The organism is Butyrivibrio hungatei, from assembly GCF_001858005.1.
GTDB lineage: Bacteria > Bacillota > Clostridia > Lachnospirales > Lachnospiraceae > Butyrivibrio > Butyrivibrio hungatei.
On record NZ_CP017831.1, the window covers coordinates 61,951 to 87,531 of the forward strand.

General features: G+C 42.5%; 22 protein-coding genes, 7 tRNA genes and 3 rRNA genes. All 32 read left to right on the top strand.

The genetic code is table 11. The annotated features are described in order from the left end of the window. Nucleotides 1-7 precede the first annotated feature (7 nt). A complete protein-coding gene (locus bhn_RS00730) occupies nt 8-1,171 on the top strand; it encodes a flagellin N-terminal helical domain-containing protein (RefSeq protein ID WP_071174913.1) in 1,164 nt (387 codons plus the stop codon). An 18-nt stretch (nt 1,172-1,189) separates the two neighbouring features. After that, complete coding sequence (locus bhn_RS00735; protein WP_071174914.1) at nt 1,190-1,666, top strand: flagellar protein FliS; 477 nt, start codon at nt 1,190-1,192, stop codon at nt 1,664-1,666. 103 nt (nt 1,667-1,769) lie between these two features. After that, the gene (locus bhn_RS00740; RefSeq protein WP_071174915.1) at nt 1,770-2,189 is read left to right on the top strand and encodes an A24 family peptidase; all 420 of its coding nucleotides are present in this window, start codon (nt 1,770-1,772) and stop codon (nt 2,187-2,189) included. After that, entirely contained in the window at nt 2,186-3,193 is a 1,008-nt protein-coding gene (locus bhn_RS00745) for a P-loop NTPase family protein (RefSeq protein ID WP_071174916.1), read from the top strand. The genes bhn_RS00740 and bhn_RS00745 overlap by 4 nt, the downstream gene beginning before the upstream one ends. After that, nucleotides 3,177-4,421, top strand: coding sequence for a CpaF family protein (locus tag bhn_RS00750; RefSeq protein WP_071174917.1), 1,245 nt, complete (start codon nt 3,177-3,179; stop codon nt 4,419-4,421). Before bhn_RS00745 ends, bhn_RS00750 begins: the two co-directional genes overlap by 17 nt. After that, entirely contained in the window at nt 4,360-5,124 is a 765-nt protein-coding gene (locus bhn_RS00755; RefSeq protein ID WP_083385598.1) for a type II secretion system F family protein, read from the top strand. The genes bhn_RS00750 and bhn_RS00755 overlap by 62 nt, the downstream gene beginning before the upstream one ends. 14 nt (nt 5,125-5,138) lie before the next feature. After that, nucleotides 5,139-6,596, top strand: a complete 1,458-nt coding sequence (locus bhn_RS00760; protein WP_071174918.1) for a type II secretion system F family protein — start codon at nt 5,139-5,141, stop codon at nt 6,594-6,596. 57 nt (nt 6,597-6,653) lie between these two features. Further along, nucleotides 6,654-6,872 carry a Flp1 family type IVb pilin gene (locus tag bhn_RS00765; protein WP_236845941.1) on the top strand — a complete coding sequence of 73 codons (219 nt, stop codon included), beginning with the start codon at nt 6,654-6,656 and terminating at the stop codon, nt 6,870-6,872. 34 nt (nt 6,873-6,906) lie between these two features. After that, entirely contained in the window at nt 6,907-8,295 is a 1,389-nt protein-coding gene (locus bhn_RS00770) for a DUF5702 domain-containing protein (RefSeq protein WP_071174919.1), read from the top strand. Then, nucleotides 8,292-9,185, top strand: a complete 894-nt coding sequence (locus tag bhn_RS00775; protein WP_071174920.1) for a hypothetical protein — start codon at nt 8,292-8,294, stop codon at nt 9,183-9,185. Before bhn_RS00770 ends, bhn_RS00775 begins: the two co-directional genes overlap by 4 nt. Before the next feature lie 13 nt (nt 9,186-9,198). Next, nucleotides 9,199-9,630 carry a prepilin peptidase gene (locus bhn_RS00780; protein WP_071174921.1) on the top strand — a complete coding sequence of 144 codons (432 nt, stop codon included), beginning with the start codon at nt 9,199-9,201 and terminating at the stop codon, nt 9,628-9,630. Then, entirely contained in the window at nt 9,617-10,072 is a 456-nt protein-coding gene (locus tag bhn_RS00785; RefSeq protein WP_148661886.1) for a hypothetical protein, read from the top strand. Before bhn_RS00780 ends, bhn_RS00785 begins: the two co-directional genes overlap by 14 nt. Next, entirely contained in the window at nt 10,072-11,382 is a 1,311-nt protein-coding gene (locus bhn_RS00790) for a DUF6382 domain-containing protein (RefSeq protein WP_071174923.1), read from the top strand. Before bhn_RS00785 ends, bhn_RS00790 begins: the two co-directional genes overlap by 1 nt. A 38-nt stretch (nt 11,383-11,420) precedes the next feature. Continuing rightward, on the top strand, nt 11,421-12,431 hold the full coding sequence (locus bhn_RS00795; RefSeq protein WP_071174924.1) for an SCP2 sterol-binding domain-containing protein: 1,011 nt from the start codon (nt 11,421-11,423) through the stop codon (nt 12,429-12,431). Nucleotides 12,432-12,443: 12 nt separating this feature from the next. Then, nucleotides 12,444-13,106, top strand: a complete 663-nt coding sequence (locus bhn_RS00800; protein ID WP_071174925.1) for a rhomboid family intramembrane serine protease — start codon at nt 12,444-12,446, stop codon at nt 13,104-13,106. Next, the gene (locus bhn_RS00805; protein ID WP_071174926.1) at nt 13,106-13,516 is read left to right on the top strand and encodes an HIT family protein; all 411 of its coding nucleotides are present in this window, start codon (nt 13,106-13,108) and stop codon (nt 13,514-13,516) included. Before bhn_RS00800 ends, bhn_RS00805 begins: the two co-directional genes overlap by 1 nt. Before the next feature lie 10 nt (nt 13,517-13,526). Then, complete coding sequence (locus bhn_RS00810; protein ID WP_071174927.1) at nt 13,527-14,369, top strand: fumarate hydratase; 843 nt, start codon at nt 13,527-13,529, stop codon at nt 14,367-14,369. A gap of 11 nt (nt 14,370-14,380) precedes the next feature. Next, on the top strand, nt 14,381-14,938 hold the full coding sequence (locus bhn_RS00815; RefSeq protein ID WP_071174928.1) for a Fe-S-containing hydro-lyase: 558 nt from the start codon (nt 14,381-14,383) through the stop codon (nt 14,936-14,938). A 107-nt stretch (nt 14,939-15,045) separates the two neighbouring features. Beyond that, nucleotides 15,046-15,133, top strand: a tRNA-Ser gene (locus tag bhn_RS00820). A 757-nt stretch (nt 15,134-15,890) separates the two neighbouring features. Beyond that, nucleotides 15,891-17,434: ribosomal RNA gene (locus bhn_RS00825) — 16S ribosomal RNA — on the top strand. 70 nt (nt 17,435-17,504) lie between these two features. Further along, nucleotides 17,505-17,622: ribosomal RNA gene (rrf, locus tag bhn_RS00830) — 5S ribosomal RNA — on the top strand. 263 nt (nt 17,623-17,885) lie between these two features. Further along, a 23S ribosomal RNA gene (locus tag bhn_RS00835) occupies nt 17,886-20,745 on the top strand. The 16S, 23S and 5S rRNA genes sit together here with 6 tRNA genes alongside, the layout of an rRNA operon. Nucleotides 20,746-20,813: 68 nt before the next feature. Beyond that, a tRNA-Asp gene (locus bhn_RS00840) sits at nt 20,814-20,887 on the top strand. A 32-nt stretch (nt 20,888-20,919) separates the two neighbouring features. Continuing rightward, nucleotides 20,920-20,992, top strand: a tRNA-Val gene (locus tag bhn_RS00845). 29 nt (nt 20,993-21,021) lie between these two features. Next, nucleotides 21,022-21,094 (top strand) — tRNA-Thr (locus tag bhn_RS00850). Between the two features lie 6 nt (nt 21,095-21,100). Then, nucleotides 21,101-21,182 (top strand) — tRNA-Tyr (locus tag bhn_RS00855). A 63-nt stretch (nt 21,183-21,245) separates the two neighbouring features. Continuing rightward, nucleotides 21,246-21,319, top strand: a tRNA-Met gene (locus bhn_RS00860). A 6-nt stretch (nt 21,320-21,325) separates the two neighbouring features. Beyond that, nucleotides 21,326-21,398: transfer RNA gene (locus bhn_RS00865), tRNA-Phe, on the top strand. A 145-nt stretch (nt 21,399-21,543) separates the two neighbouring features. Beyond that, on the top strand, nt 21,544-22,137 hold the full coding sequence (locus tag bhn_RS00870) for an HD domain-containing protein (RefSeq protein ID WP_330393223.1): 594 nt from the start codon (nt 21,544-21,546) through the stop codon (nt 22,135-22,137). 22 nt (nt 22,138-22,159) lie between these two features. Further along, nucleotides 22,160-23,563, top strand: coding sequence for an aminotransferase class I/II-fold pyridoxal phosphate-dependent enzyme (locus bhn_RS00875; RefSeq protein WP_161487276.1), 1,404 nt, complete (start codon nt 22,160-22,162; stop codon nt 23,561-23,563). Next, the gene (pyk, locus tag bhn_RS00880) at nt 23,545-24,954 is read left to right on the top strand and encodes a pyruvate kinase (protein ID WP_071174930.1); all 1,410 of its coding nucleotides are present in this window, start codon (nt 23,545-23,547) and stop codon (nt 24,952-24,954) included. The genes bhn_RS00875 and pyk overlap by 19 nt, the downstream gene beginning before the upstream one ends. A gap of 8 nt (nt 24,955-24,962) precedes the next feature. Further along, nucleotides 24,963-25,556: a nucleoside/nucleotide kinase family protein gene (locus bhn_RS00885; RefSeq protein WP_071174931.1), complete on the top strand. Its 594-nt coding sequence runs from the start codon at nt 24,963-24,965 to the stop codon at nt 25,554-25,556. Nucleotides 25,557-25,581 lie beyond the last annotated feature (25 nt).

Genomic DNA, 25,581 nt, shown 5'->3' on the forward strand with positions numbered 1-25,581 from the left:
GGTTGAAATGAAAGTTAATTATAATGTATCAGCAATGATCGCTAACAATGCATTACAGAAGACTGATAAAAGACTATCTGAATCACTTGAGAGATTATCAAGTGGTCTAAAGATTGCAAATGCCAAGGATAATCCTTCAGGCCTTGCAATGTCACGTCGTATGAATTCTCAGATCGAAGGACTTGGAGTTGCTAACAACTCATCAAATGATGCTATTTCTATCGTACAGGTTGCAGATGGTACCCTGTCTGAGATTCATTCGGTCTTACAGAGAATGGGACAGCTTGCTATTCAGGCTAGTAACGGTACTCTTACTGATTCAGACAGAGAGATCATTCAGGAAGAGGTAACACTTCTTAAAGAAGAGATCGAGAGAATGGCTAATACTACACAGTTCAATGGACAGAGTATCCTTGACGGATCCTTTGATCTTAAGGGCTATGTAACAGATAAGTATGGTCAGACCAACCCTAACGTCAAGCTCTGTAGCTATTCAGACGCAGTAGAAGCCGGAAAATACAGGATTGAAGGAATCGATGTTGAATTTGCAAATCTTATTGGTTCAACAGGTGTAGATAAAAAAGCTATTTTCATTGATGATGCTGTTGCAGCAAATATCAAGATCTACAAAGAAAATGGCGAGCAGTACATGACAAACCACATGACAGCAACTGTAGAAGAGGATGTACTGACACTTAAAGACAGCACAGGTAAGTCAATTAGTATTCAGATCGATCAGGCCTATAAGGGCGACATGTATGTTGAGCTTACTGCTCAGGGAGCAATGACCATGCAGGTTGGTGCCAACGAAGGCCAGACACTTGACGTCAGAATTCCAGAAGTGTCACTTAGAACACTTTCTCTTTATAACCTTGACATGGCAAATCTTCAGGGTGCACAGGAAGCAATCGAGAGCACAAAGAATGCTATCACAACAATAAGCTCTATCCGAAGCAGACTTGGTGCTTATCAGAACAGACTTGAGCACACAGTCAGCGGACTTGATATTACTGTAGAAAATATGACAGCAGCTTATTCAAGAATCATGGATGTTGATATGGCAGAAGAGATGACAACATATTCAACACAGCAGGTTCTATCACAGGCTGGAACATCAATGATGGCACAGGCCAATCAGAGACCTTCACAGATACTGCAGTTATTACAGTAATTGAAAGAGAGGCATGCTATGACTCAGGAAAAGAAACAGGAATATACTCTTAAGATTTCTCAGGCAAATCAGACACAGCTGACTACAATCACATATGAGATCGTTATCGATTATCTTGATGAAGCAATGGATCAGCTCAGTGTTGGCAAGAAAGAAGAGGCTGAAAAGAACCTTTTATATGCACAGAACTGCATAGATCAGCTCATCACTTCTATCAATCTTAGCGTTGAACTGGGAAGAACACTGCATCAGATATATATCTTCTCCAAGAAAGAGCTGATGGCAGCTGGTGTTACACATAGCCTTCACCGCATTTGGCGAGTAAAGAAGAACTTTAAGCTATTACATGAGGCTTACAAGGAGCTTGAGAAGGCAGATAACAGTCTCCCTATTATGGGAAACACGCAGAAAGTCTACGCTGGACTCACATACGGTAGACACAGCTTAAATGAAGACATTTCGTCGATTTCAATGAATCGAGGATTAATGGCATAATGCACTTTGTGCATTATGCTATTTTATTTTTTGGGGACTTTACAATCAAAAAATATTTTGGTAAATTCTTTAATCGCGAGCTCGAATAATTTCTAAGGAAGGAGTGAGCTTTATTCAAGCGGTTCTATTTACCTTCTTGTCGGGCGCAGTTTTTACTGACCTATATAAAGACAAGATCTACAATTTCTGGGTGATACCGGGACTACTAATTGGTATCATATCTGCCGCCTTCGGAGGCTTTCAATCATTCACAGCATCCATTTCAGCAGTAGGTATTACATTTATAATTTTACTTCCGGTTTATCTTTTAAAAGGAATTGCCGCAGGTGATGTTAAGCTATTCATGGCTACAGCGGCATTCATGTCATTGCAGGACACCTTTTCCTGCATCCTACTATCTTTCTTGATAGCGGGACTTATTTCACTAGTAATAATGATCGTAAAACGTAATAAGAAAAAGACAATCCACTTTGCAGTACCAGTACTTATAAGTGCATTGTTTGTAATAGGAGGTGCACTATGAATAGGCCTTTGCTTGCGCTGTGTGACACAGATGAGATTTATATAAGCAGGCTGGATGAGTATTTAAGGGAAAACTTAAAACTATCTTTTGACATTGTCTCTTTTACGGCAGTTGAGATATTCAGAGAATTTATGAAACATACTCAGATCTCACTTCTGGTGATATCTGAAAATGCATATGCCGAACTTAAGGAAAAAGCTCCTGATGGCAGCATCAGTAACATCCTGGTTCTTGATGAGGATATGCCGGGCGTGTGCGAAGATGAGGAGAGCTACGGCTTTAGTAACATTGAGCACACCAGCAAATATCAGGCAGCAGGAGATGTTGTGGGTAACATAATAGATTTTTGTGTAAAAAAGTCAGAGGATTTTGTGGGTATCAACGTAAAAAATGTAAGCTCTTGTGGAAAAGTCCTTGGATTTTATTCACCAATCTCAAAATGTGGACAGACAAACCTTGCCCTTAAGATGGGAGAGGAGCTTTCTGAAAAGGGAAAGACAATATTTTTGAGCTTTGAAAGATATTCCTCTCTTACCAGAGTCCTTGGCCTAAAAGAAGATGGAGATATTTCAGACCTCTTGTATTATGCAGAGGGGGATAGCAATAAGTTTTGCCTGTATCTAGAAAAGGTCAAGAATGAGAAAGGCTCTTTGGATGTGATATCTCCGGTCAGAACAGCAATGCAGCTTAAAGAGATCAACAGTAATAATCTTAAACATCTTTTGGATTTACTAATGACCAGTGGGTATGAGTATGTGATCCTTGATCTTACTGATTATCCGGATGGTTTCTTTGATATCTTGAGATTGTGCGATGTGGTCTATACAGTCACTAAAGCAGGAAGTACGGATGCTTACAGAGTTGAGATATATGAAGATACTCTTAGAGAGAATGGCTATGAAGATGTGATCGCGATGACAAGAAAGGTCAACATGACAGATGTTAAGGATACATCTGGTCTAACAAGAATTGTCAGGGAGCTTATAAATGAGCGGGAGATTTGAGGATATCAGGCGGCGAGTCAGGGCAAAGGTTGTAAGTAACCTTGATCTTTCAAAAGATACTTCTGATGACGAACTCATGGAGATCATCGATGCAGTTCTATCAGAGGAGATCAAGAAAATGGCTGTTCCCATAGAGGTCAGAAGAAAGATAAAGACAAATGTCTTTCATTCCTTAAGAAAACTGGATGTTCTTCAGGAGCTTGTAGATGACCCGACAATCACAGAGGTGATGATAAACGGAACGGACAATATCTTCATTGAAAGAGCTGGCTCCATCATAAAGAGTAAGACAAGCTTTGAGTCCAAAGAAAAACTTGAGGATGTGGTCCAGCAGATCGTTGCTTCATGTAACAGAGTAGTAAATGAAGCATCTCCCATAGTTGATGCAAGACTTGATAACGGATCAAGAGTAAATGTGGTCTTGCCGCCTATTGCACTAAATGGGCCTATTGTTACCATAAGGCGATTTCCAGAAAAGCCTTTTACTATGGAAAACTTAATACAGCTAGGAGCTCTTTCAGAGTATCTCAAAGATTATCTGTCAGTTTTAGTCAGGTCTGGCTATAACATCTTTATTTCAGGAGGTACGGGCTCCGGTAAAACAACATTCTTAAATGCATTGTCCAATTATATTCCCAAAGATTCAAGAGTTATCACCATCGAAGATAATGCAGAGCTTCAGATACTGGAGGTTCCAAATCTGGTTAAGCTTGAAGCCAGAAATGCCAACGTGGAAGGGTGCGTAGAGATAACCATAAGAGATCTTATAAAGTCATCTCTTCGAATGAGGCCTGATTGGCTTATTGTTGGTGAGGTCCGAGGCGGTGAATGCGTTGATATGTTACAAGCGATGAATACAGGTCATATGGCTATGTCTACGGGCCATTCGAATAGTGCCAAAGACATGCTTTCAAGATTAGAGACCATGGTGCTCATGGGTGTTGAGATCCCTTTGTCTGCGGTAAGGGGACAGATAGCTTCAGGAATAGATATAGTGATCCACCTTGGAAGATTAAGAGATAGATCAAGAAAACTTCTTGAAATCTGTGAACTGGAGAAGAGTCTGGATGGAACCACAGGAAAGATAAATACCAATCCGCTATTTAGATTTGAAGAGACCGGTACAGACGCAAAGGGCAAGATAATAGGCGAATGGAGGAGAGTTGGTGAACTTAAAAATACTGAAAAACTTTTATCGGCAGGTCTGCGATTACCCGCCGAAGGTTAAAGATATTCCGCTTCTTCTTCAAGGGGCAGGCATAGCAGTTCTTTTTGGAAGGATATTCTATGACTCGTGGATTGCGGTAGTAGTTCTTTTACCAATAATGATTCCGTGGATGATACATCAGAGGAAACTTGCAAGGCAGCGTGATTGCAGGATAGTGGGGATACAGTTTAAGGATGCTATTGCTTCGGTTCTTACGAACTTGAAAGCAGGCTATTCCATAGAGAATGCCTTTAGAGAAGCCAGGAAAGACATGGAACTATTGTATGGCAAGAAGAGTCTGATCGGCGGTCACTTGAATAAGATATGCAAAGGACTTAAAAATAATATTCCGCTAGAGAAGCTCCTTTTTACATTTGGAAATGAAAGTGAAAACCCTGATATTCAGGAGTTTGCAGGGGTATTTGCTGTAGCTAAAAGAAGCGGCGGCAATATGACAGACATTATAGGAAGGACCATAGGGGTCATTTCTCAGAAGATAGAAGTTGAAAAAGAGATCGAGGTTTTGATCAGTGCTAAAAGAATGGAAGCCAGAATAATGAATTTTGTGCCATTTTTCATCATCTTCTACATCGAATTAACTAGCAGAGGTTTCTTTGAGCCTCTATATCACAATGTTTTCGGAATAGTCTTAATGACGATCTGCATGGTTGTCTATGTGGCAGCCTATCTTCTATCTGAAAAGATAGTCAATATTTCAGTTTAGCCAGAGGGTTAAAAATGGTTTTTTTGTATTTGATCATCTTAATTGCAGTATTTGTTATATGGATCATGGCTCGTAACCTGGAGTTACCGTCAGGGATCACGGAGGATGGAATAGGAAGGGAACTTTTGAAAGTATCTCTTTTCATCTATAACAAGCTGTTTAGAAAAAGAAATCCAGTAAAGCTTGAGTCAGTCAGAGGGTATCTGACGGTTTTGAGCAATAGAAAAGATATTGAACAAATGGAGACTGAGTATTTCATCAGAAAGATCTGTATCTTCTTGGTGATGACTTTGGCAGGAAGTTTACTTGCGCTTATGATGGCGCTTTCTGGAATGCGAGGAGCCCATATTGTAGATGGAGGCACAGTAAGCAGAAAAAGCTATGGAGAAGGCTCTTTTGAAACTGAGCTTGTTGCTTCAAATGAAGACGGTGAGGAGATCGGAGAATTTGATGTCCTTGTAAATGAGCGAAGCTACACCAAGGAGGAGGCTGACAAGCTTTTTGAAGAAGCCAGTACTGAGATGGAAAGGCTCATTCTTGCTGAAAACGAGGAGCTTGATGAGGTCAGGACCGACCTTGATCTTGTAGAGAGCGTTCCTGGTTATCCGTTTTCTGTGTATTGGAAGATTGATGACTACGAGCTTATGCATTATGACGGAAGTCTTGAAACAGACAAAATCCCCAGCACAGGAGCGGTGGTTACTTTGACTGCGACTTACAAGTATGGGGATCTGAGCTGGCAGCAGGTCATTCCTGTTAACCTCATTCAAAAAAGTTTGAGTCCTAAGGAAAGAATGATAGCTGGTATACAAAAGCTTATCAAAAGCGCTGACGAGAAATCAGTTTACGATGAACAGATTACTTTGCCCCAAGCATATGAAGGACAAGCCATTGTCTGGAAGGTTAAGAATGAGGATAACAGTCTTCTTATATTGATCCTTACGGTCATAGGCGGAGCGGCAGCCTACATTTTTAAAGATAAAGAGCTAAAAAGAACCATGGAAGAAAGAACAGAGCAGATGCTAAGTGATTATCCGCAGCTGGTTTCAAAGCTTGTTTTGTATCTTGGTGCAGGCATGACTGTGAGAAATGTTTTTGAAAAGCTTGGACGAACCTATTTAAAAAAGCTAGAACAGGGCGGCCAAAAGCACTTTGTTTATGAGGAGCTTGTAAGAGCCACCAGAGAATTATCAAGTGGAGCGTCAGAAGCAGATGTATATGAGCGCTTTGGAATGCGCTGCGTAAGTCAGCAATATACCAGGTTATCAACTCTTCTTTCTCAGAATCTTAGAAAAGGAAACAGTAGCCTTTTGAATGTTTTGAATGAGGAAGCAACGAAAGCCTTTAATGAGAGAATGGATACGGCAAGAAAGCTTGGAGAAGAAGCGGGAACAAAGCTTCTTTTACCAATGATACTTATGCTTGTGATAGTTATGGTCATCATAATGATCCCGGCATATATGGCGTTTTGAGTAATCGCAGCAATGCTGCTTTTACATATATCAGGCGAAAAGCCAAAAGGAGGAAAAATGAATTTAGTAACACAAAACATGAAAAAAATCGGAGGAAAGATCAGGAAAGGAGTAATGGATTTCTGGAATGATGAGTCTGGAATGGGTACAGTAGAAGTAATTCTCATCATCGTAGTTTTGATTGGATTAGTAATCGTCTTTAAAAAAGAAATTTCTGGAATCGTTGAAGATGTCTTTAAAACAATAAGGGCAGATACCCGTGCGATCACAAACTAAGGGTTATCTAACTGTCTTTTTATCCCTATCAATAATGATAATCATGTCTCTGATCTTGGCTCTCTATCAGGGAGCCAGGATTGGAGCAATAAAGATGAAGACTGAATGCGTGGCAGACATCTCCATGAATTCAATATTGGCCGAGTATAACAGGGAGCTGTACGAGCAGTACGGTCTATTTATGGTCGACACATCTTACGGGACAGGAAAACATAGTATTACAAATACTGAAGAGCACTTAAGAAAATATGTTCAAAAGAACTTTGAAAGAAGCACAGTTGGTAAGCTTACGGGAAAGACAACGATGCTTGGTGCTTACTGCAAAGAAGCAAAGATAACCGGAACATCTTTTGCAGCAGACAACAAGGGAACGGTATTAAACAGGCAGATATTAGCATACATGGCGGGAGAACCTGTAGGGGCTCTTATGATAGATGTGGTAAGTAATACACAGACACTTCAGGATGCTGGATTTGATACGACAGATGTTGAAGCAATGGCAAGTGAAAATCAGGCGCAGATAGATGCTATAGAGCTTCCAACCATTATTAACGACAAGGGTGAAGAAGAGCAGATAACTCTTGGAAATCCTGCAGATATCGTTAATTCTCAAAAGGGCATAGGCGCGCTAAACCTTGCCATCAAAGATAAGTCTGTTATTTCAAAAGCCGCAGTAGATCTTTCTCAGTATGCTTCACATCGAGAACTTAATAAGGGCACGGGGCTTAGAGATTATGAGGAAATATCAGCTTCTGAAAAGCTCCTTCTTGAGCAGTATTATTACGAAAAATGCAGTAGATATGGCGAGGAGATGGACAAAGCTCTTTTGAAATACCAGCTTGAGTATCTGGCATTTGGACAAAGCAGCGATTATGGGAATCTTGAAAAGATGGCAGAGACGCTACTGTTTTGGAGAGAGGCTTCAAATATGCTCTATCTGTTTAATTGCAGTGCTAAGGTCGAAGAAGCGGAGCTTATAGCTTTAGCGCTGACTGCAATAATGCTTGTTCCAGAGTTAAAAGATCTTGTGAAGTATTCTATTCTCTTTGCATGGACCTTTGCGGAAAGTATCGCCGATCTGCATGCGCTTTTTTCTGGCGGAAGGGTACCTCTATTTAAGAGCGATAGTACCTGGAAGCTTAGCCTTACCAACATGTTTTCTTTTAGAGACCACCTAGGTGATGGAGGAGAAAGTGAAGGGCTTCTTTATGAAGATTATCTTAGAATGCGCCTTTTAATGACTGATCTTGAGAAAAAGACCTTAAGGCTCATGGACATAATGGAGATGGATATCAGGAGAACAAGTGGTAATGCGCAGTTTAAGATCGATCATTGTCTAGATACATTTTGCGGAGAGATAGAGGTGGCATCGATGTTTGGTTATGACGTAAAAATTGAAAGGGTATATGGGTACGAGGAATGAAGTGCGGACAAATAGAAGTAGTTAAAGGCACTTCTTATAAAGAATATAAAAATATAAAAAGAACACTTCTCCAGGTGGCTCAAAAAGGAGTGTCTTTATCTGCTTCTATAACAGTAGAAGCATCTATAGTCTTACCTCTTTTTATTTTCTTTTTTACAAACATAATGATGGCTTTTAATATCATCAAAATGCAGTGCGATATGGAAGCTGCGCTGCATCAGACTGGAAATGAACTGGCGCTTTTGGCTTTTGATGAAAGATGCGCGGAAGGTGTTCTTGGCATTGAAGAAGATGGCGTTAGTACAGTCGCAGGGGCACTTTCGATTTTTTACGTAAAGGGAAAAGTAGAAAGTTATTTTGGCCAAGAACTTGAGAATAGTTGTGTAACTGATGGAAAGGCGGGCTTTAGCTACTTGCCATCCAGGATAATGCTTGGAAATGACATCATTGATATCGTGATCGATTATAAAGTTCATCCGCTCATTTCTCTTATAGGGTTTGAAGATTTTCCTGTGGAAGCCAGATATTACGGGCATGCCTGGACTGGCTACGATATAAGCGAGGGTGCGGCAGCAGATGAAAATGAAGAGGAGATGGTCTATGTGACAGAGCATGGCGAAGTTTATCACAGAGACATTAACTGTAATCATCTTAAGCTCAGTATCCGCAGCGTAAGTTTGGATCAGATCGATAAGGAAAGAAGTATGGATGGTTCTAAGTACTACCCCTGTGAATACTGTGGAGGGGGTATCAGTGGAGGGAACGTGTTTATTACTGATTACGGTATCAGATATCACAGCAGTGTTAACTGCGCTGGTCTAAAAAGGAAGATCTATACGATACCTATATCTGAAGTTGGTGACAGAAGGCCTTGTAGTGGATGTGGCTAATTTAGGAGGATTTATGATTCAGGTTGTTTTGGTTTTAGTTTTACTTGTGATTGCCTCAATTGAGGATATCAGGAAAAGAGAAATATCAGGAACTGTGCTGCTTGGCTTAGCGGGAGTGTCCTTGGTATGCAGTGTGCTTTCAGTCTATAGAGGGCATAGTACTTTTTCTGACGTAGCGATGTCTCTTTTGCCAGGAGCAGTTGTGATACTGCTGGCATGGATCACCAGAGAAGGGATTGGCTATGGAGACGGACTACTACTTATTGCAATGGGGCCGGTGATTGGCCTAAGGGGAATTGTGATGGGGCTTGTAATAGCTTTTTTTGCAGGCGGAGTTCTTTCTATTATATTGATGATCTTTAAAAAGGTAGGAAAGAGGTACAGTTTTCCCTTTGTGCCTTTTATGACAATTGGAATGGTGGTGAGTTGTTTTGCGAAAATTTAAGGGATATATGACATTGGAAGCATCCCTGATCGTTCCTATGGTGATCTGTGTATTTGTGGTATTGATCTTCTTTACATATTACTTATATGGAAGATGCGTACTTTCTCAAGATAGCTATATTTTGGCCTTTAGAGCCAGTATAAATAAAACGGCAGAATTCAAGGAAGATCCGGAAGGGTATGTTGCAGCTAAAATGGATCAGGTGCTGGGAAATAAGTACTTTGGAAGCGAAAAACCTACTGTACATACGAGAGTAAACGGCAAAGAAATAATAGTTACAGGCAGCAATACTGTCAGAACCAAGGCTATGGGCAGATATTTCTTAAAACCAAAGACAGGATGGGACTATATAGCTGCTGGAAAAGCCAAAAAGCTAGATCAGATAAAGCATATGAGAAGAGTTAAAAGACTAAAGGATATTGCGCAAAGGAGCGTAGGATAATGGAACAGAAATTTTATAGAGATCTAAAACATAGTTATGCTGTCTGCAGCTGTGACGCAGACATAATGGAAAAGAAGGATACCCGTTATCAGTTAAAGATAATGGAAAGCGGAAGAATACCGAAGCTTTTGAAGTGCTCTCTTCGAAAGATCAACCAGGAGAACTTTATTTATTACGATATTAGCTCCATGATGAGCCTTGAAGACCGGTACTCTTCCAGAGGGATGGGATATGACGAGCTTATGCAGCTCTTTTCAGATATGAAGATTATGATTGAAGGCCTTTCTGAGCATCTTCTTGGAAATGAAGGTATTGTCCTTGATTGCAAGAGTGTATTCTGTAACTTGTCTTCAGGTGAATATCAATTCATGTACTATCCCAATTATAGCGAGAGTGGATCAGCTGAGGCGTTTTTTGAATCTGTTTTATGTATTACAGATCACGACGATGAGAAGGCGGTCGAGCTCATTTATGGACTATGTGACAAAGCGCAGCTTTCAGATGTTCTTTTGATAGATGTTCTTGATGATCTGTTAAAAGAGCCTGTAGAAGAGAAGATAGAGCTGATAAAAGAGCCGGAAGTATATTTCGAAGAGGAAGAAGAGATGGAAGAGCCAGAAGAAACTGGCATGGAAAGGGCAAAGAGGCGCCTTGGAGGCAAGGCAGAGCTTTTCTTTTCGCTTTTATTCGTGGCGGTTATCATTGGGCTTATGTACATCAGGGTCAATTATGTTCTTACAAAAGAAGAGAACCTCTTATCTATAGCAATCATGCTCGTATCTGGCGTAACCGGAGTCATAGCTTTTTTGTCAGGAATAAAGACAATGAATGGCCCAAAGCAGGAGAAAAAGAATAATGATTACGAAGAAGATATAGAAGAATACGACAATTATGATGACTTTGATGATGATGTGTCATACGACATCCCGATCCATGTGACAGCTTCCACAAAGGAGGTTAAGAAGTTAGATCTTGGTGAGTGCGAGGAAACAGTGGTTTTGGACGCTGAAGAGGCGGAGCATATGACTTTATACAGCAGAAATACCGATAAGACTATAAGGATCAGTCTGGACAAACTGCCGATAACTATCGGGAAAATGGAGGGCTGCGTGGACAGGGTGCTCTCGGATGCCAGTGTATCACGTATTCATTGTAAGTTTCTTCGTGACGAGAATGGTGTAGCTCTTGTGGATCTGGGGTCAACCAATGGAAGCTTTAGAAACGGTCTTAAACTCATTCCTCAGGAAAAGAATTATATAGAAGAAGGAGATGAAGTAAAATTAGGTAGAATATGCTTTGATATCCGATAAATGTGATATACTATCTGTAACTGGTTGGAGGGGTATTCATGAAGATAAACATCTATTATGGAGGAAGAGGGATCATCGATGATCCTACCTTAAGCGTTATCTCGCAAATTACAGCAGTTTTACAGGAATTGAATGTTAAAGTTCAGCAGTACAATCTGTACGAGCAGAGGAATGGCATAACTGCGCTTCCTAACACTCTCAAGGATGCAGATGGAATCATTCTGGCATCTACCGTTGAGTGGTTTGGAGTTGGCGGCTATATGATGCAGTTCCTTGATGCATGCTGGCTTTATGGCGATAAAGAAAAGATCAAGCAGATATATATGGCTCCTGTTGTAATGTCTACTACTCATGGTGAAAGAGAGGGTATGACAAATCTGGCAGCTGCCTGGGAGATGCTTGGAGGACTTCCTTGCGAAGGAATATGCGGATATATTGCTGATACAACGAAGCTTGAGAATAGCTCTGAGTATAGCAAGATCATAGATAAAAAGGCTGAGAACATGTATAGAACTATCAGCCAGAAGATGCCGGTATTCCCTGCAAGTAATCAGGCTGTCATAAATAAGGTTGCTGTAGCTAATAGCATAGATCTGACTCCACAGGAATCAGAGCAGCTTTCAGAGTATGCGTCTGATGATAAATATGTACGCACTCAGAAGGAAGATCTTCAGGAACTTGCAAGCATATTTAGAGACAAGATGGGACAGGAAGAGTCTGCTGCAGGCAGTTCTGATGAATATGCCAAGGTGCTCAAAAAGAAATTCACACCTGTTGCAGGCGTTAGAGCTAAGTATAAGATCGTGTTCCAGGACAACTCAAGGCTTAAACCTATAGTGATAGATGTTGACAACAGCAAGTGCGATCTAAGATGTCAGGATGAAGATGGATGTGATGTGGTGATCACTGCAGACCAGAAGGTATTTGAGGAAATCCTTGATGGTCACATGACATTTCAGAGAGCTTTTATGGGCGGAAGCGTCAAGATGAAGGGTGACTTCAAGCTGCTAAGGAGCATGGATCAGCTTTTTGAACTAATGTCAGAATGATAGGTGTTGTTTATGGATAATATAGAGCGTGAATCCTCTGAAATAACAGATCAGTTCTGGGATAGACAGGAAAAGATCTACAAAAAAGCGTTCATAACAATAGGGCTTCTTACTATTAATATAGTAGTCTTTTTGATCAGCACATTTGTGGCTTATCCTGCCGTATACAATGAAGGGGTTCTGGTTACAGAAAGAATCTTAAATGATGGCGAGTTTTATCGTATTGCCACTGCGATCTTTTTGCATGCGGATATCAAGCACCTGTTTAACAACATGATAATACTGTTTTTGGTTGGTGCTGTTGTAGAGAATTACACGGGACACATTTATTATGTGATTGTATACTTTTTCTCAGGCTTTTTTGGAAACATACTTTCAATGGCTTATGAGCTAAAAAATGGCTTGAAATGGATTTCGCTGGGAGCGAGCGGAGCTGTGATGGGGATAGTAGGTTTTCTTATTTCATGGCTTATCTTGAACAGACGCGTATTTCTCAGATCCAAGGGAACAGTGATAAGAGTAGCATTGCTACTGATCTTTGTTATCCAGTCTTGTTTCTTTCAAGAAGGGGCCAATACAGTAGCGCATTTAGGTGGTTTTATAACAGGCTTTGTGCTTGGATTATTAAATATAGTAGTATTCAAGAATGATAAGATGATGGAGGGACTAGCATAATGGACGGATGTATTTTTTGTAAGATAGCAAATGGAGAGATACCTTCAAATACAATATATGAAGATGATGCTTTTAGGGTAATCCTTGATAATGGCCCTGCTACAAAGGGACATGCCCTTGTATTACCAAAGGCTCACTATAGTGATCTTTTTGAGATGCCTGAAGAGGCAGCAGCGGATGCTATGAAGGTTGCTAAGAAGGTGGCTTCTCTTATAAAGACTAAGCTTAACTGCGATGGACTCAATTTGGTTCAGAATAATGGAGAGACTGCAGGACAGACAGTTATGCATTTCCATCTTCATGTTATTCCTAGATATGAGAACGATGGACAAAAGATTCTTTGGAATCCAACCAGTCCTTCAGCAGAGGAACTTGTAGACATCAAGAATAAGATTGTAGGAACAGTTTAAGGGGATATACATGCGAGACATCGATGTTTCACTAGTTACTCAGACAGTAAGGGATATGTGTATTGACGTAAACCATGAGCTGTCTCCGGATATGAAAGAAGCTTTTAATGAAGCATGCTCAAAAGAAGAATCCGAGTTGGGCAAGCAGATTTTTAAACAGTTGCAGCAGAATCTTGATATAGCCAAGGCGGATAAGATACCGATATGTCAGGATACAGGAATGGCAGTGTTCTTTGTTAAAGTAGGCCAGGAAGTGCACTTTGTTGGTGGCGATATTACAGAAGCTATCAATGAAGGAGTACGCCGCGGCTATACAGAAGGTTATCTTAGAAAATCTGTAGTTGGAGATCCTCTTATTAGAAAAAATACAGGAGATAACACGCCGGCAGTTATCCATTATGAGATAGTGCCTGGAGATAAGGTGGTCATTACCTGTGCGCCAAAGGGCTTTGGCAGCGAGAATATGAGTAGAGTATTTATGCTTAAGCCTGCAGATGGTGAAGAGGGTGTTAAGGCTGCGGTTGTTCAAGCTGTAAAGGACGCAGGACCAAATGCATGCCCACCTATGGTTGTGGGCGTTGGTATTGGCGGTACCTTTGAGAAGTGTGCGGAAATGGCAAAAGAGGCTCTTACAAGGCCTGTTGGTCAGCATTCTGATATTGGATACGTTAAAGATATGGAAGAAGAGATTCTTGAGCGTATAAATGATACTGGTATTGGACCTGCTGGTCTTGGAGGAAGAGTAACAGCTCTTGCAGTAAATATCAATACATATGCGACTCATATAGCAGGACTTCCGGTGGCAGTCAATATATGTTGTCACGTAAACAGGCATATTAAAGCTACTATATAATAAGGTGAATAATGGATATTCAGTTAAACGCTCCTATAGATAAGAACAAGATAAAAGAACTGAAGATTGGCGACATGGTCTATATTTCTGGTACGATCTATACTGCTAGGGATGCAGCCCATAAGCGAATGGCAGAGGCACTGGCTAAAGGGGAAAAGCTCCCTATAGATCTTAATGATAATCTCATATACTACATGGGACCTTCTCCTGCTAGGGAAGGAAGAGCTATTGGGTCTGCAGGGCCTACTACAGCTAGTAGAATGGACAAGTATGCCCCGGATCTGCTGGATCTGGGCCTTGGCGGAATGATTGGCAAAGGAAAGAGGTCAAAGGAAGTATCTGAGGCTATTGTAAGAAATGGTGCTATTTACTTTGCTGCAATAGGCGGTGCTGGAGCTCTTTTATCCAAGGCAATAGTCGATTCAGAGGTGGTTGCCTACGATGATCTTGGAACAGAGGCAATAAGGAAGCTTAAAGTAGAGAACTTCCCTGTAATAGTAGTAATCGATCCAAAGGGAAACAACCTCTATGAAGAGGCTGGGACGCTATATAATAGAGAAAAGAAATAAAAAGATTTGACAAAGCACTTAGGTCTTTGTATAATAACATTTGCGTCTTGGCTAATAGCTGAGATACAAGAATTCACAACCACATATTGGTAGGAGGATTCAGGCATGGAGAAATACTCAAGTGGCTGAAGAGGCGCCCCTGCTAAGGGTGTAGACCGTTCGCGCGGTGCGCGGGTTCAAATCCCGCTTTCTCCGTTTAGTACATTAGAAGATGGCTTATATGAGCCATCTTTTTTTTATTCAATAGGATATTACTTCGAATATCGTATGAAACATCACCAGGAACCAGCATGTCGTAAGTGACATGCTTTTTTGATGCACAAGACCGGCAAGCGAATGGATGCTTGCATACAAATTCATTTGCCGGTCGTAAGAACATGGAGCACTAAGTGCGGAATGTTCGTGTGCGAAATCGAGTAGGAGTCAGCCTACTCGATTGCATAAAAAGCTAACAGAGTTGGCGCTACAAAATGGAGGGATAATTGAATGCTAATATCTATATAATTAGCTCAATTTGGGCTATGGTATGGTGTTCTTTTGTGAACGGAATTAAAAACTACACAATAGATTGGGGTCAAAAAGCCTCAAAACGCCCATATATAGTAGAAAAAAACTTTTTAAAAAAAACTGAAAAAAGTAGTTGCATTTGATAAGCCCCTTTGCTATAATAACTTTTGCCCGCTTGAGAGAGGGCAGGGAAGCCAAGCAGTAAGCGGCTTTCCGAAAAAGGATTTAGAAAAACTTCTAAAAACTTTTAAAAAAGTTGTTGACAAACACTTGAAGCTGTGATATTCTAAATGAGTTGCGGCTGAGAGCTAAGCAACAAAGCACATTGACAAATAAACAGTAATGCAACCCTGAAAAATTCCAAGAGAATTATTCAGAACAAAGATTTAGTAAATAACGGACAGAACAAAAGCCAAGCTTTAGTTCTTTGTCAGATCAAACTTTTAAACGTGAGAGTTCGATCCTGGCTCAGGATGAACGCTGGCGGCGTGCCTAACACATGCAAGTCGAACGGAGATTTAACGCTGATGAGGCTTCGGCGGATTCTTGTTAAATCTTAGTGGCGGACGGGTGAGTAACGCGTGGGCAACCTGCCTCATACTGGGGGATAACAGCTGGAAACGACTGTTAATACCGCATAAGCGCACAGCATCGCATGATGCAGTGTGAAAACTCCGGTGGTATGAGATGGGCCCGCGTCAGATTAGCCAGTTGGCAGGGTAACGGCCTACCAAAGCAACGATCTGTAGCCGGCCTGAGAGGGCGGACGGCCACATTGGGACTGAGACACGGCCCAAACTCCTACGGGAGGCAGCAGTGGGGGATATTGCACAATGGAGGAAACTCTGATGCAGCGACGCCGCGTGAGTGAAGAAGTATTTCGGTATGTAAAGCTCTATCAGCAGGGAAGAAAGGCTCGTAAGAGAGATGACGGTACCTGACTAAGAAGCCCCGGCTAACTACGTGCCAGCAGCCGCGGTAATACGTAGGGGGCAAGCGTTATCCGGATTTACTGGGTGTAAAGGGAGCGCAGACGGTGATGCAAGTCTGAAGTGAAACCCCACGGCTCAACCGTGGGCTTGCTTTGGAAACTGTATGACTAGAGTACTGGAGAGGTAAGCGGAATTCCTAGTGTAGCGGTGAAATGCGTAGATATTAGGAGGAACATCGGTGGCGAAGGCGGCTTACTGGACAGCAACTGACGTTGAGGCTCGAAGGCGTGGGGAGCAAACAGGATTAGATACCCTGGTAGTCCACGCGGTAAACGATGAATACTAGGTGTTGGGTGCCATAGGCATTCAGTGCCGTCGCTAACGCAGTAAGTATTCCACCTGGGGAGTACGTTCGCAAGAATGAAACTCAAAGGAATTGACGGGGACCCGCACAAGCGGTGGAGCATGTGGTTTAATTCGAAGCAACGCGAAGAACCTTACCAGATCTTGAGATCCAGATGAATACAGGGTAATGCTTGTAGCTCTTCGGAGCATCTGAGACAGGTGGTGCATGGTTGTCGTCAGCTCGTGTCGTGAGATGTTGGGTTAAGTCCCGCAACGAGCGCAACCCTTGTCCATAGTAGCCAGCAGTAAGATGGGAACTCTATGGAGACTGCCAGGGATAACCTGGAGGAAGGTGGGGATGACGTCAAATCATCATGCCCCTTATGATCTGGGCCACACACGTGCTACAATGTCGTAACAAAGGGACGCGATCCCGCGAGGGTGAGCAAATCTCAAAAATAACGACCCAGTTCGGACTGTAGGCTGCAACCCGCNTGCACGAAGCTGGAATCGCTAGTAATCGCAGATCAGCATGCTGCGGTGAATACGTTCCCGGGTCTTGTACACACCGCCCGTCACACCATGGGAGTCGGAAATGCCCGAAGCCGGTGACTTAACCGTAAGGAGAGAGCCGTCGAAGGCAGGTCTGATAACTGGGGTGAAGTCGTAACAAGGTAGCCGTAGGAGAACCTGCGGCTGGATCACCTCCTTTCTAAGGAAAGAAAAAGGAATGAAGTAGGGAGTTGTATTACTGTTTAGATGCCAATGAGCATCAAGAAATTTCCGGTGGCGATGCGCTTAGGGGTAACACCCGTTCCCATCCCGAACACGACGGTTAAGACCTAAGCGGCCGAAAGTACTATACTGGCAACGGTATGGGAGGATAGGTGGCTGCCGGTTTACAAAAAAAGATTACGCTTTAACAGCGATGAGAGATTAAAAACATTTTTGATCTCTGATGACTGCTAAAGCAGTCAAGAAGTTTGTACCTTGAAAACCGAATACTGAGAAATTTTTTAATCCAAGATATTTTTACGATTAAAAGACATCGAAAATCCAAAACAAAGAAACAAATTTATTCTTTATGAGTAACGCTATACATCATAAAGAAGAGAGAATGGTTATCGAAAGATAAGACCAGTTCTATACTAGCTAACTAAAATGGTTAAGCTATATAGGGCGCAGGGCGGATGCCTTGGCACTAAGAGCCGATGAAAGACGTGATAAGCTGCGAAAAGCTACGGGGAGATGCAAATAATCCTTGATCCGTAGATATCTGAATGGGGCAACCCGGCAGAGAAGAACTCTGTCATCGTTTACTGAATCCATAGGTTAACGAAGGGAACCCGGTGAACTGAAACATCTAAGTAGCCGGAGGAAGAGAAAACAAAAGTGATTCCGTAAGTAGCGGCGAGCGAACGCGGAAGAGCCCAAACCTAGGAGCTTGCTCTTAGGGGTTCGGACTGTATAATCGATGGAGACTGTTAGTAGAATCTGAATGGAAAGTCAGAGCCAAAGAGCGTGAAAGTCGCGTATACGAAAATGGTCGAAGCGAGACAGTATCCAGAGTAGGACGAGACACGTGAAACCTTGTCTGAATATGCGGGGACCACCCCGTAAGGCTAAATACTACTTAGTGACCGATAGCGAATAGTACCGTGAGGGAAAGGTGAAAAGGACCCCGGGAGGGGAGTGAAAGAGAACCTGAAACCCTGTGCCTGCAAGCTGCGAAAGCTCCATATGAGAGTGATCGCGTACTTTTTGTAGAACGGTCCGGCGAGTTATGTTTGTTGGCGAGGTTAAGCACTTAAGGTGAATAGCCGAAGGGAGACCAAGTCTGAATAGGGCGAATAGTCGTCAAACATAGACCCGAAACCGGGTGATCTATCCATGGACAGGATGAAGCGGCCGTAAAAGGCTGTGGAGGTCCGAACACACATCCGTTGAAAAGGGTGGTGATGAGCTGTGGATAGGGGAGAAATTCCAATCGAACTCGGAGATAGCTGGTTCTCCCCGAAATAGCTTTAGGGCTAGCCCTGTAGCATTCCTCTTGGAGGTAGAGCACTGAATATCCGCGGGGGCTTCACCGCTTACCAAAGATTATCAAACTCCGAATGCCAAAGAGGATGAGCGCAGGAGTCAGACTACACGAGATAAGTTGGGTAGTCAAAAGGGAAAGAGCCCAGATCTACGGCTAAGGTCCCAAAGTACGTGTTAAGTGGAAAAGGATGTGGGATTTCATAGACAGCTAGGATGTTGGCTCAGAAGCAGCCACACATTCAAAGAGTGCGTAATAGCTCACTAGCCGAGAGGTCCTGCGCCGAAAATTACCGGGGCTGAAACACGACACCGAAGCCTAGGGATTGATATCATCTACGGGTGATATTGATCGGTAGGGGAGCATTCACAGGGGCGTAGAAACTGTACCGAAAGGAGCAGCGGAGCGCTGTGAAGAGAGAATGCCGGAATGAGTAGCGAGATGGAGGTGAGAATCCTCCAGGCCGAATATCCAAGGATTCCAGGGTAAAGCTGATCTGCCCTGGGGAAGTCGGGACCTAAGCTGAGGCCGAGGAGGCGTAAGCGATGGACAGCAGGTTGATATTCCTGCACTTATGTATATCAGAACTGTGGGGACACAGGCAAAAGGCACGAGCCGGGGAAGGAAGAACCGGTCCCGCAAGGGGGAGCGAAGTATAGTAGTGAAGCGTGAGATATGACTGTCAAGAAAAGCCACTATTGCGTATACATAACCCGTACCGTAAACCGACACAGGTGGATGAGGAGAGAATCCTAAGGCCGACGGGAGAAGCATTGTTAAGGAACTCGGCAAAATGTCCCCGTAACTTCGGGATAAGGGGAGCCCACGCAAGTGGGCCGCAGAGAAGAGGCTCAAGCAACTGTTTAGCAAAAACACAGGTCTATGCGAAACCGAAAGGTGAGGTATATGGGCTGACGCCTGCCCGGTGCTGGAAGGTTAAGAGGAGAGGTTAGAGCAATCGAAGCTTTGAATTTAAGCCCCAGTAAACGGCGGCCGTAACTATAACGGTCCTAAGGTAGCGAAATTCCTTGTCGGGTAAGTTCCGACCCGCACGAAAGGCGTAATGATTTGAGCACTGTCTCGGCAATGCACCCGGTGAAATTGAAGTACCAGTGAAGATGCTGGTTACCCCGCCAGGACGGAAAGACCCCATGGAGCTTTACTCCAGGTTGATACTGGGGTCCGGTACCATATGTACAGGATAGGTGGAGACTAAGAAGTAGTGACGTCAGTTGCTACGGAGTCGCTGTTGGGATACCACCCTTATGATGCTGGGCTTCTAACCAAGGATCTTGAAACAGGTCCGGGGACAATGTCTGCCGGGGAGTTTGACTGGGGCGGTCGCCTCCGAAAGGGTATCGGAGGCGCTCAAAGGTTCCTTCAGAATGGACGGAAACCATTCGCAGAGTGCAAAGGCAGAAGGGAGCCTGACTGTGACACCGACGGGTGGAACAGATACGAAAGTAGGACTTAGTGATCCGGTGGTATGAAAGTGGGATTGCCATCGCTCAACGGATAAAAGCTACCCTGGGGATAACAGGCTTATCACTCCCAAGAGTTCACATCGACGGAGTGGTTTGGCACCTCGATGTCGGCTCATCGCATCCTGGGGCTGTAGCAGGTCCCAAGGGTTGGGCTGTTCGCCCATTAAAGCGGTACGCGAGCTGGGTTCAGAACGTCGTGAGACAGTTCGGTCCCTATCCGGCGCGGGCGTAGGATATCTGAGAGGAGCTGTCCTTAGTACGAGAGGACCGGGATGGACGGACCGCTGGTGTATCAGCTGCATCGCCAGATGCATAAGGCTGGGTAGCCACGTCCGGAAGGGATAAACGCTGAAGGCATCTAAGCGTGAAGCCCCCCTCAAGATGAGATATCCCTGCTTCGGCAGTAAGACCCCTTGGAGAGTACGAGGTTAGATAGGCACAAGGTGTAAGCACGGTAACGTGTTCAGCTGATGTGTACTAATAGGTCGAGGGCTTATCCAAAACGCAAGTATAGGAAGATGGATTTAGATATCAGTGTTCGGTTTTGAAGGTACAAAAACTTCAATAATGGCCCGGTGGCTCAGCTGGTTAGAGCGCCGCCCTGTCACGGCGGAGGTCAGGGGTTCGAACCCCCTTCGGGTCGCTCAACTTCATATTGTTTGGTTTACTTAGAACGGGATCTTAGCTCAGCTGGGAGAGCATCTGCCTTACAAGCAGAGGGTCACAGGTTCGAGCCCTGTAGGTCCCATTTTTCTACTAAACACAATTCGTGTGTAGGCCGATGTGGCTCAATTGGCAGAGCAGCTGATTTGTAATCAGCAGGTTAACGGTTCGAGTCCGCTCATCGGCTCTATATGGATGGCTTCCCGAGTGGCCAAAGGGGACAGACTGTAAATCTGCTGCAAATTGCTTCGGTGGTTCGAATCCACCGCCATCCATTTTTTTATTGCAAAAATGCAATAATCAAATAGGATTCGTACGGTGGTGCGGATTTATAATGACGCGGGGTGGAGCAGTCTGGAAGCTCGTCGGGCTCATAACCCGAAGGTCATAGGTTCAAATCCTGTCCCCGCTACTCTATGCCTAGATAGCTCAGTTGGTAGAGCAGAGGACTGAAAATCCTCGTGTCGTTGGTTCGATTCCGACTCTAGGCATCTTTTTTATTAATTCTTTACTCAGTAGGCGGAATTGTTTACTGAGTTTTTTTATGTTTTTTATACATTTTCCCTTGTTCTGTGGTAATATTATAAAAATTAGTCCACGTGGTGCTCAAAGCCACATAAGTAAAGGTAAAGAGTTATGATGCATTTAACTGGAGAAGATAAGAAGATTATCAAACAGGTCTTAGATATTAAAGACTATGATCCTGATACATTTGACCCAAAGATCTTAGATGAGCTTGAGGAAGATGAAGAGTATCGTGGTATTCTTCATAAGCATGGAGCAGAAGTTCTTGGTTCTAAGCGCTATCAGAGATTAAAGACTTACATTCAGCATGGCAATGTAACAGTATTCGAGCATAGTATTCACGTTGCACTTTGTGCAATAAAGTTAAATAGAAAGCTTAAAGTAGGCTGTAAGGAAAGAGCATTGATAAGAGGAGCTCTTTTACATGACTATTTCTTGTATGATTGGCATGATAGTGATGCACCTGGAAATATACATCCAAAACTTCATGGATTTTATCATCCTGGTATAGCACTTAGAAATGCTTGCAGAGACTTTAAGTTATCACCAAGAGAAAAAGATATCATTGAGAAGCACATGTGGCCACTTACAATAAGACCACCTCGTTGCAGAGAGGCATGGATAGTGTGTTTAGCAGATAAATATGCGTCTACGCTTGAAACATTGAAGCTTAAGAAAGGAAAGATTAAAGTTAACTATGCCTGATCTTTACCAGGAGTTAATTAGTTTGGCTGAAAGTGATATGTATCCCTTTCATATGCCAGGTCATAAAAGAAACTGCTTAAGCACCCCATTAGAGGGTGCTTTTCGTTGTGATATAACAGAAATAGATGGCTTTGATAATCTGCACGATGAGGACGGCATTATTCTTCAGGCAGAGGAAAGAGCTAACAGTCTTTATGGTGCTGATAAGACATATTTTCTTGTGAATGGAAGTACAAGTGGAGTTCTTTCAGCTGTTTCGTCAGCTGTTCATAAAGGAGGCACTGTATTAGCCGCAAGGGCTAGTCATAAGTCTTTTTATCATGCAGCATATCTCAGAGATCTAGATATTCATTACTTACCTGATAATACAGAAAAAGAATTAAATATACCTGGAAGATACAGTGCTAAGGATGTTGAAAAGTGCTTAACAGATGATGTCGAGGCTGTATTTATAACTTCTCCAACCTATGAAGGCAAATGTTCAGATATTAGAGGAATAGCTGAGGCATGTCATAGAAGGGGAATTGCACTTATTGTTGATGAAGCTCATGGTGCGCACTTTGGCTTTGGAAAAGAATACACTGATGCAGAGGGTGGGTTTTATGCCTTACCTAATAGTGCTGTTTCAGAGGGAGCAGATCTGGTAATTCATAGCACTCATAAGACACTGCCATCAATGACTCAGACAGCACTTATTCATGTTCAGGGAAATATTGTTGATAAGGGACTTCTTAAGAGATTTTTAAGGATATATCAGTCTAGTAGCCCTTCATATGTACTTATGTCTTCAATTGATCTATGTATGAAGGAAATGGAAGAAAAGGGAGACGAATTCGTTAGAAATCTCCTTAAGTATAGAAACAAGATTCAGGAAGAAACTGCGTCTAATCAGCTTGTAAAAGTACTAGGGCATGATGACAATGAGGATGCCGCTAAAGTGGTGATTTCTGTAAAAGATACCTCAATGACAGGACAGCAGTTATATGATATACTTCGTGAGGAATATGCTTTGCAGCTTGAAATGGCAGGCGAAAAATTTGCACTTGCTATTATCTCAGGCTGGGATACAGAAGAAGGTATAGATAGACTGATCAGGGCTATTAATGACCTAGAAAAAAAGGCTGTTAAGGAAGAAGCAAGTTCTAAATATGGGAAACTTGTGATGCCTTCTAAGGCTATGAAATTGAGTAAGGCCTGGGATAGCGAAAAAGAAGTTATCAGAATAGATGAAGCCGCAGGACATATATCAGGTGAATTCATCAATCTGTATCCACCGGGAACACCGATAATTGCGCCTGGTGAAGTTTTTTCAAAAGAAATATTAGATACCATTAAGACTTATTTGGGTGAAGGCCTTAATGTTCAGGGGATTGTAGAGGATAATAAAGGAAATAAGGAAGGAATTATATGCGTAAGACAAAAATAATTTGTACTATTGGACCAGCAAGTGAGAGCGAGGAAAAGCTTCGTGAGATAATGCTTGCAGGAATGAACGTAGCTCGATTTAATTTTTCACATGGCTCACACGAGGAACATAAGAGAAAATATGACAGGATCAAGAAACTTCGTGAAGAACTTGATCTTCCTGTAGCAGTTATGCTTGATACAAAGGGACCAGAGATTCGTTTAAAAGATTTCGAAGCTGGAAAAATCGAGCTTCAGGCAGGACAGAAGTTTACACTTACATCTAGAGAAGTATCAGGAACACAGTCAGAGGTATCCATTACATATAAGGAACTAACAAACGATTGCAAGAAGGGAATGACTATCCTTATCGATGATGGTCTCATTGAACTTGTAGTTGATGAAGTAACAGATACAGATATTGTCTGCACAGTAGTAAATGGTGGACCAGTTTCAGATAAAAAGGGAGTTAATGTTCCTGGAGCAGAGCTCACAATGCCTTACTTAAGTGAGCAGGATAAGAGTGATATTATTTTCGGCTGTGAGCAGGGATTTGATTTTGTGGCAGCATCTTTTGTCAGAAACAAGGAAGACGTTGAGGCTATTCGTGAGCTCTTAAATGAAAAGAATAGCCAGATGAAGATAATTGCTAAAATTGAGAGTACACAGGGTATCAATAACCTTGAAGAGATTTTGGATACAGCTGATGGAATCATGGTAGCAAGAGGTGATCTTGGCGTAGAAGTTCCATTTGAAGATGTACCAGTAGTTCAGAAGGAAATGATCAAGCTTGCAGAAGCAAAGGGAAAGTATGTTATTACAGCAACTCAGATGCTTGATTCTATGATCCATCATCCACGTCCAACACGTGCGGAAGTAACAGACGTAGCAAACGCTATTTATGACGGCACAACAGCTATCATGCTTTCAGGAGAGACAGCTTCTGGTGATTATCCAGTTGAGGCTGTTAAGACAATGGCTCGAATTGCAGAGCGTACCGAGGCTGATATCGATTATGTTGGAAGACTTCGCAAGAGAGACTATGTCCCAAGCGATATCACAACAGCTATTTCACATGCTACATGTAATATTGCAGCAGAAGTCAATGCTGATGCGATCCTTACAGTTACTATGTCTGGATTTACAGCAAGCATGGTATCTAGATACAAGCCAAATTGCCAGATCATTGCATGCACAGTCAATCCAACAGTTTGCAGACAGTCAAATCTTATGTGGGGTACAACACCACTTCATATCAGACAGGAAGACACAGCTGATGAGCTTTTCAGGGAAGCTATCAATGCTGCTAAGAATGCAGGATATCTCAAGGCAGGAGATAAAGTTGTATTAACAGCAGGAGTTCCACTTGGAATACCAGGTAGAACAAATATGATAAGAGTAGAGGAATTATAAGGGGTAAAATGGGAAGAATATTTCTTTTGATGGGAAAGAGTACCTCTGGTAAAGACACAATTTACAGAGAACTTATAAAGAACGAGGAACTCAGGTTAAATCAGGTGATTCCATATACAACTCGCCCTATGAGAGATGGGGAGACTGACGGAGTTCAGTATTTTTTCAAGGATGAGCAGGAATACCAGAATCTTAAGAAAAGTGGCAAGATAATAGAAGAAAGAACCTATCACACAAATTATGGCGAATGGAGATATTTCACTGTAGATGATGGTCAGATCGATCTATCTGCTGGAAATTATCTGGTGATAGGAACTTTGGAATCGTATTGCTACATTAGAGATTATTTTGGAAAAGAAAATGTGATTCCACTTTTGATTGACGTAGACGCCAAGATAAGACTTCAAAGAGCTATGCACAGAGAGGACAAGCAGGAACATCCTAAATATGATGAAATGTGCAGACGCTTTTTGGCTGATGAAGAAGACTTCAGTGAAGACAAGATTGCTCAGGCAATGGTGCAAGACAGATTCAAGAATAATGGCAAAATAGACGATTGTATTAATGAAATAACTAGGTACATTATTCAGAAAATAGGATAAAATAAGTATAGGCGTCAAGTGACAT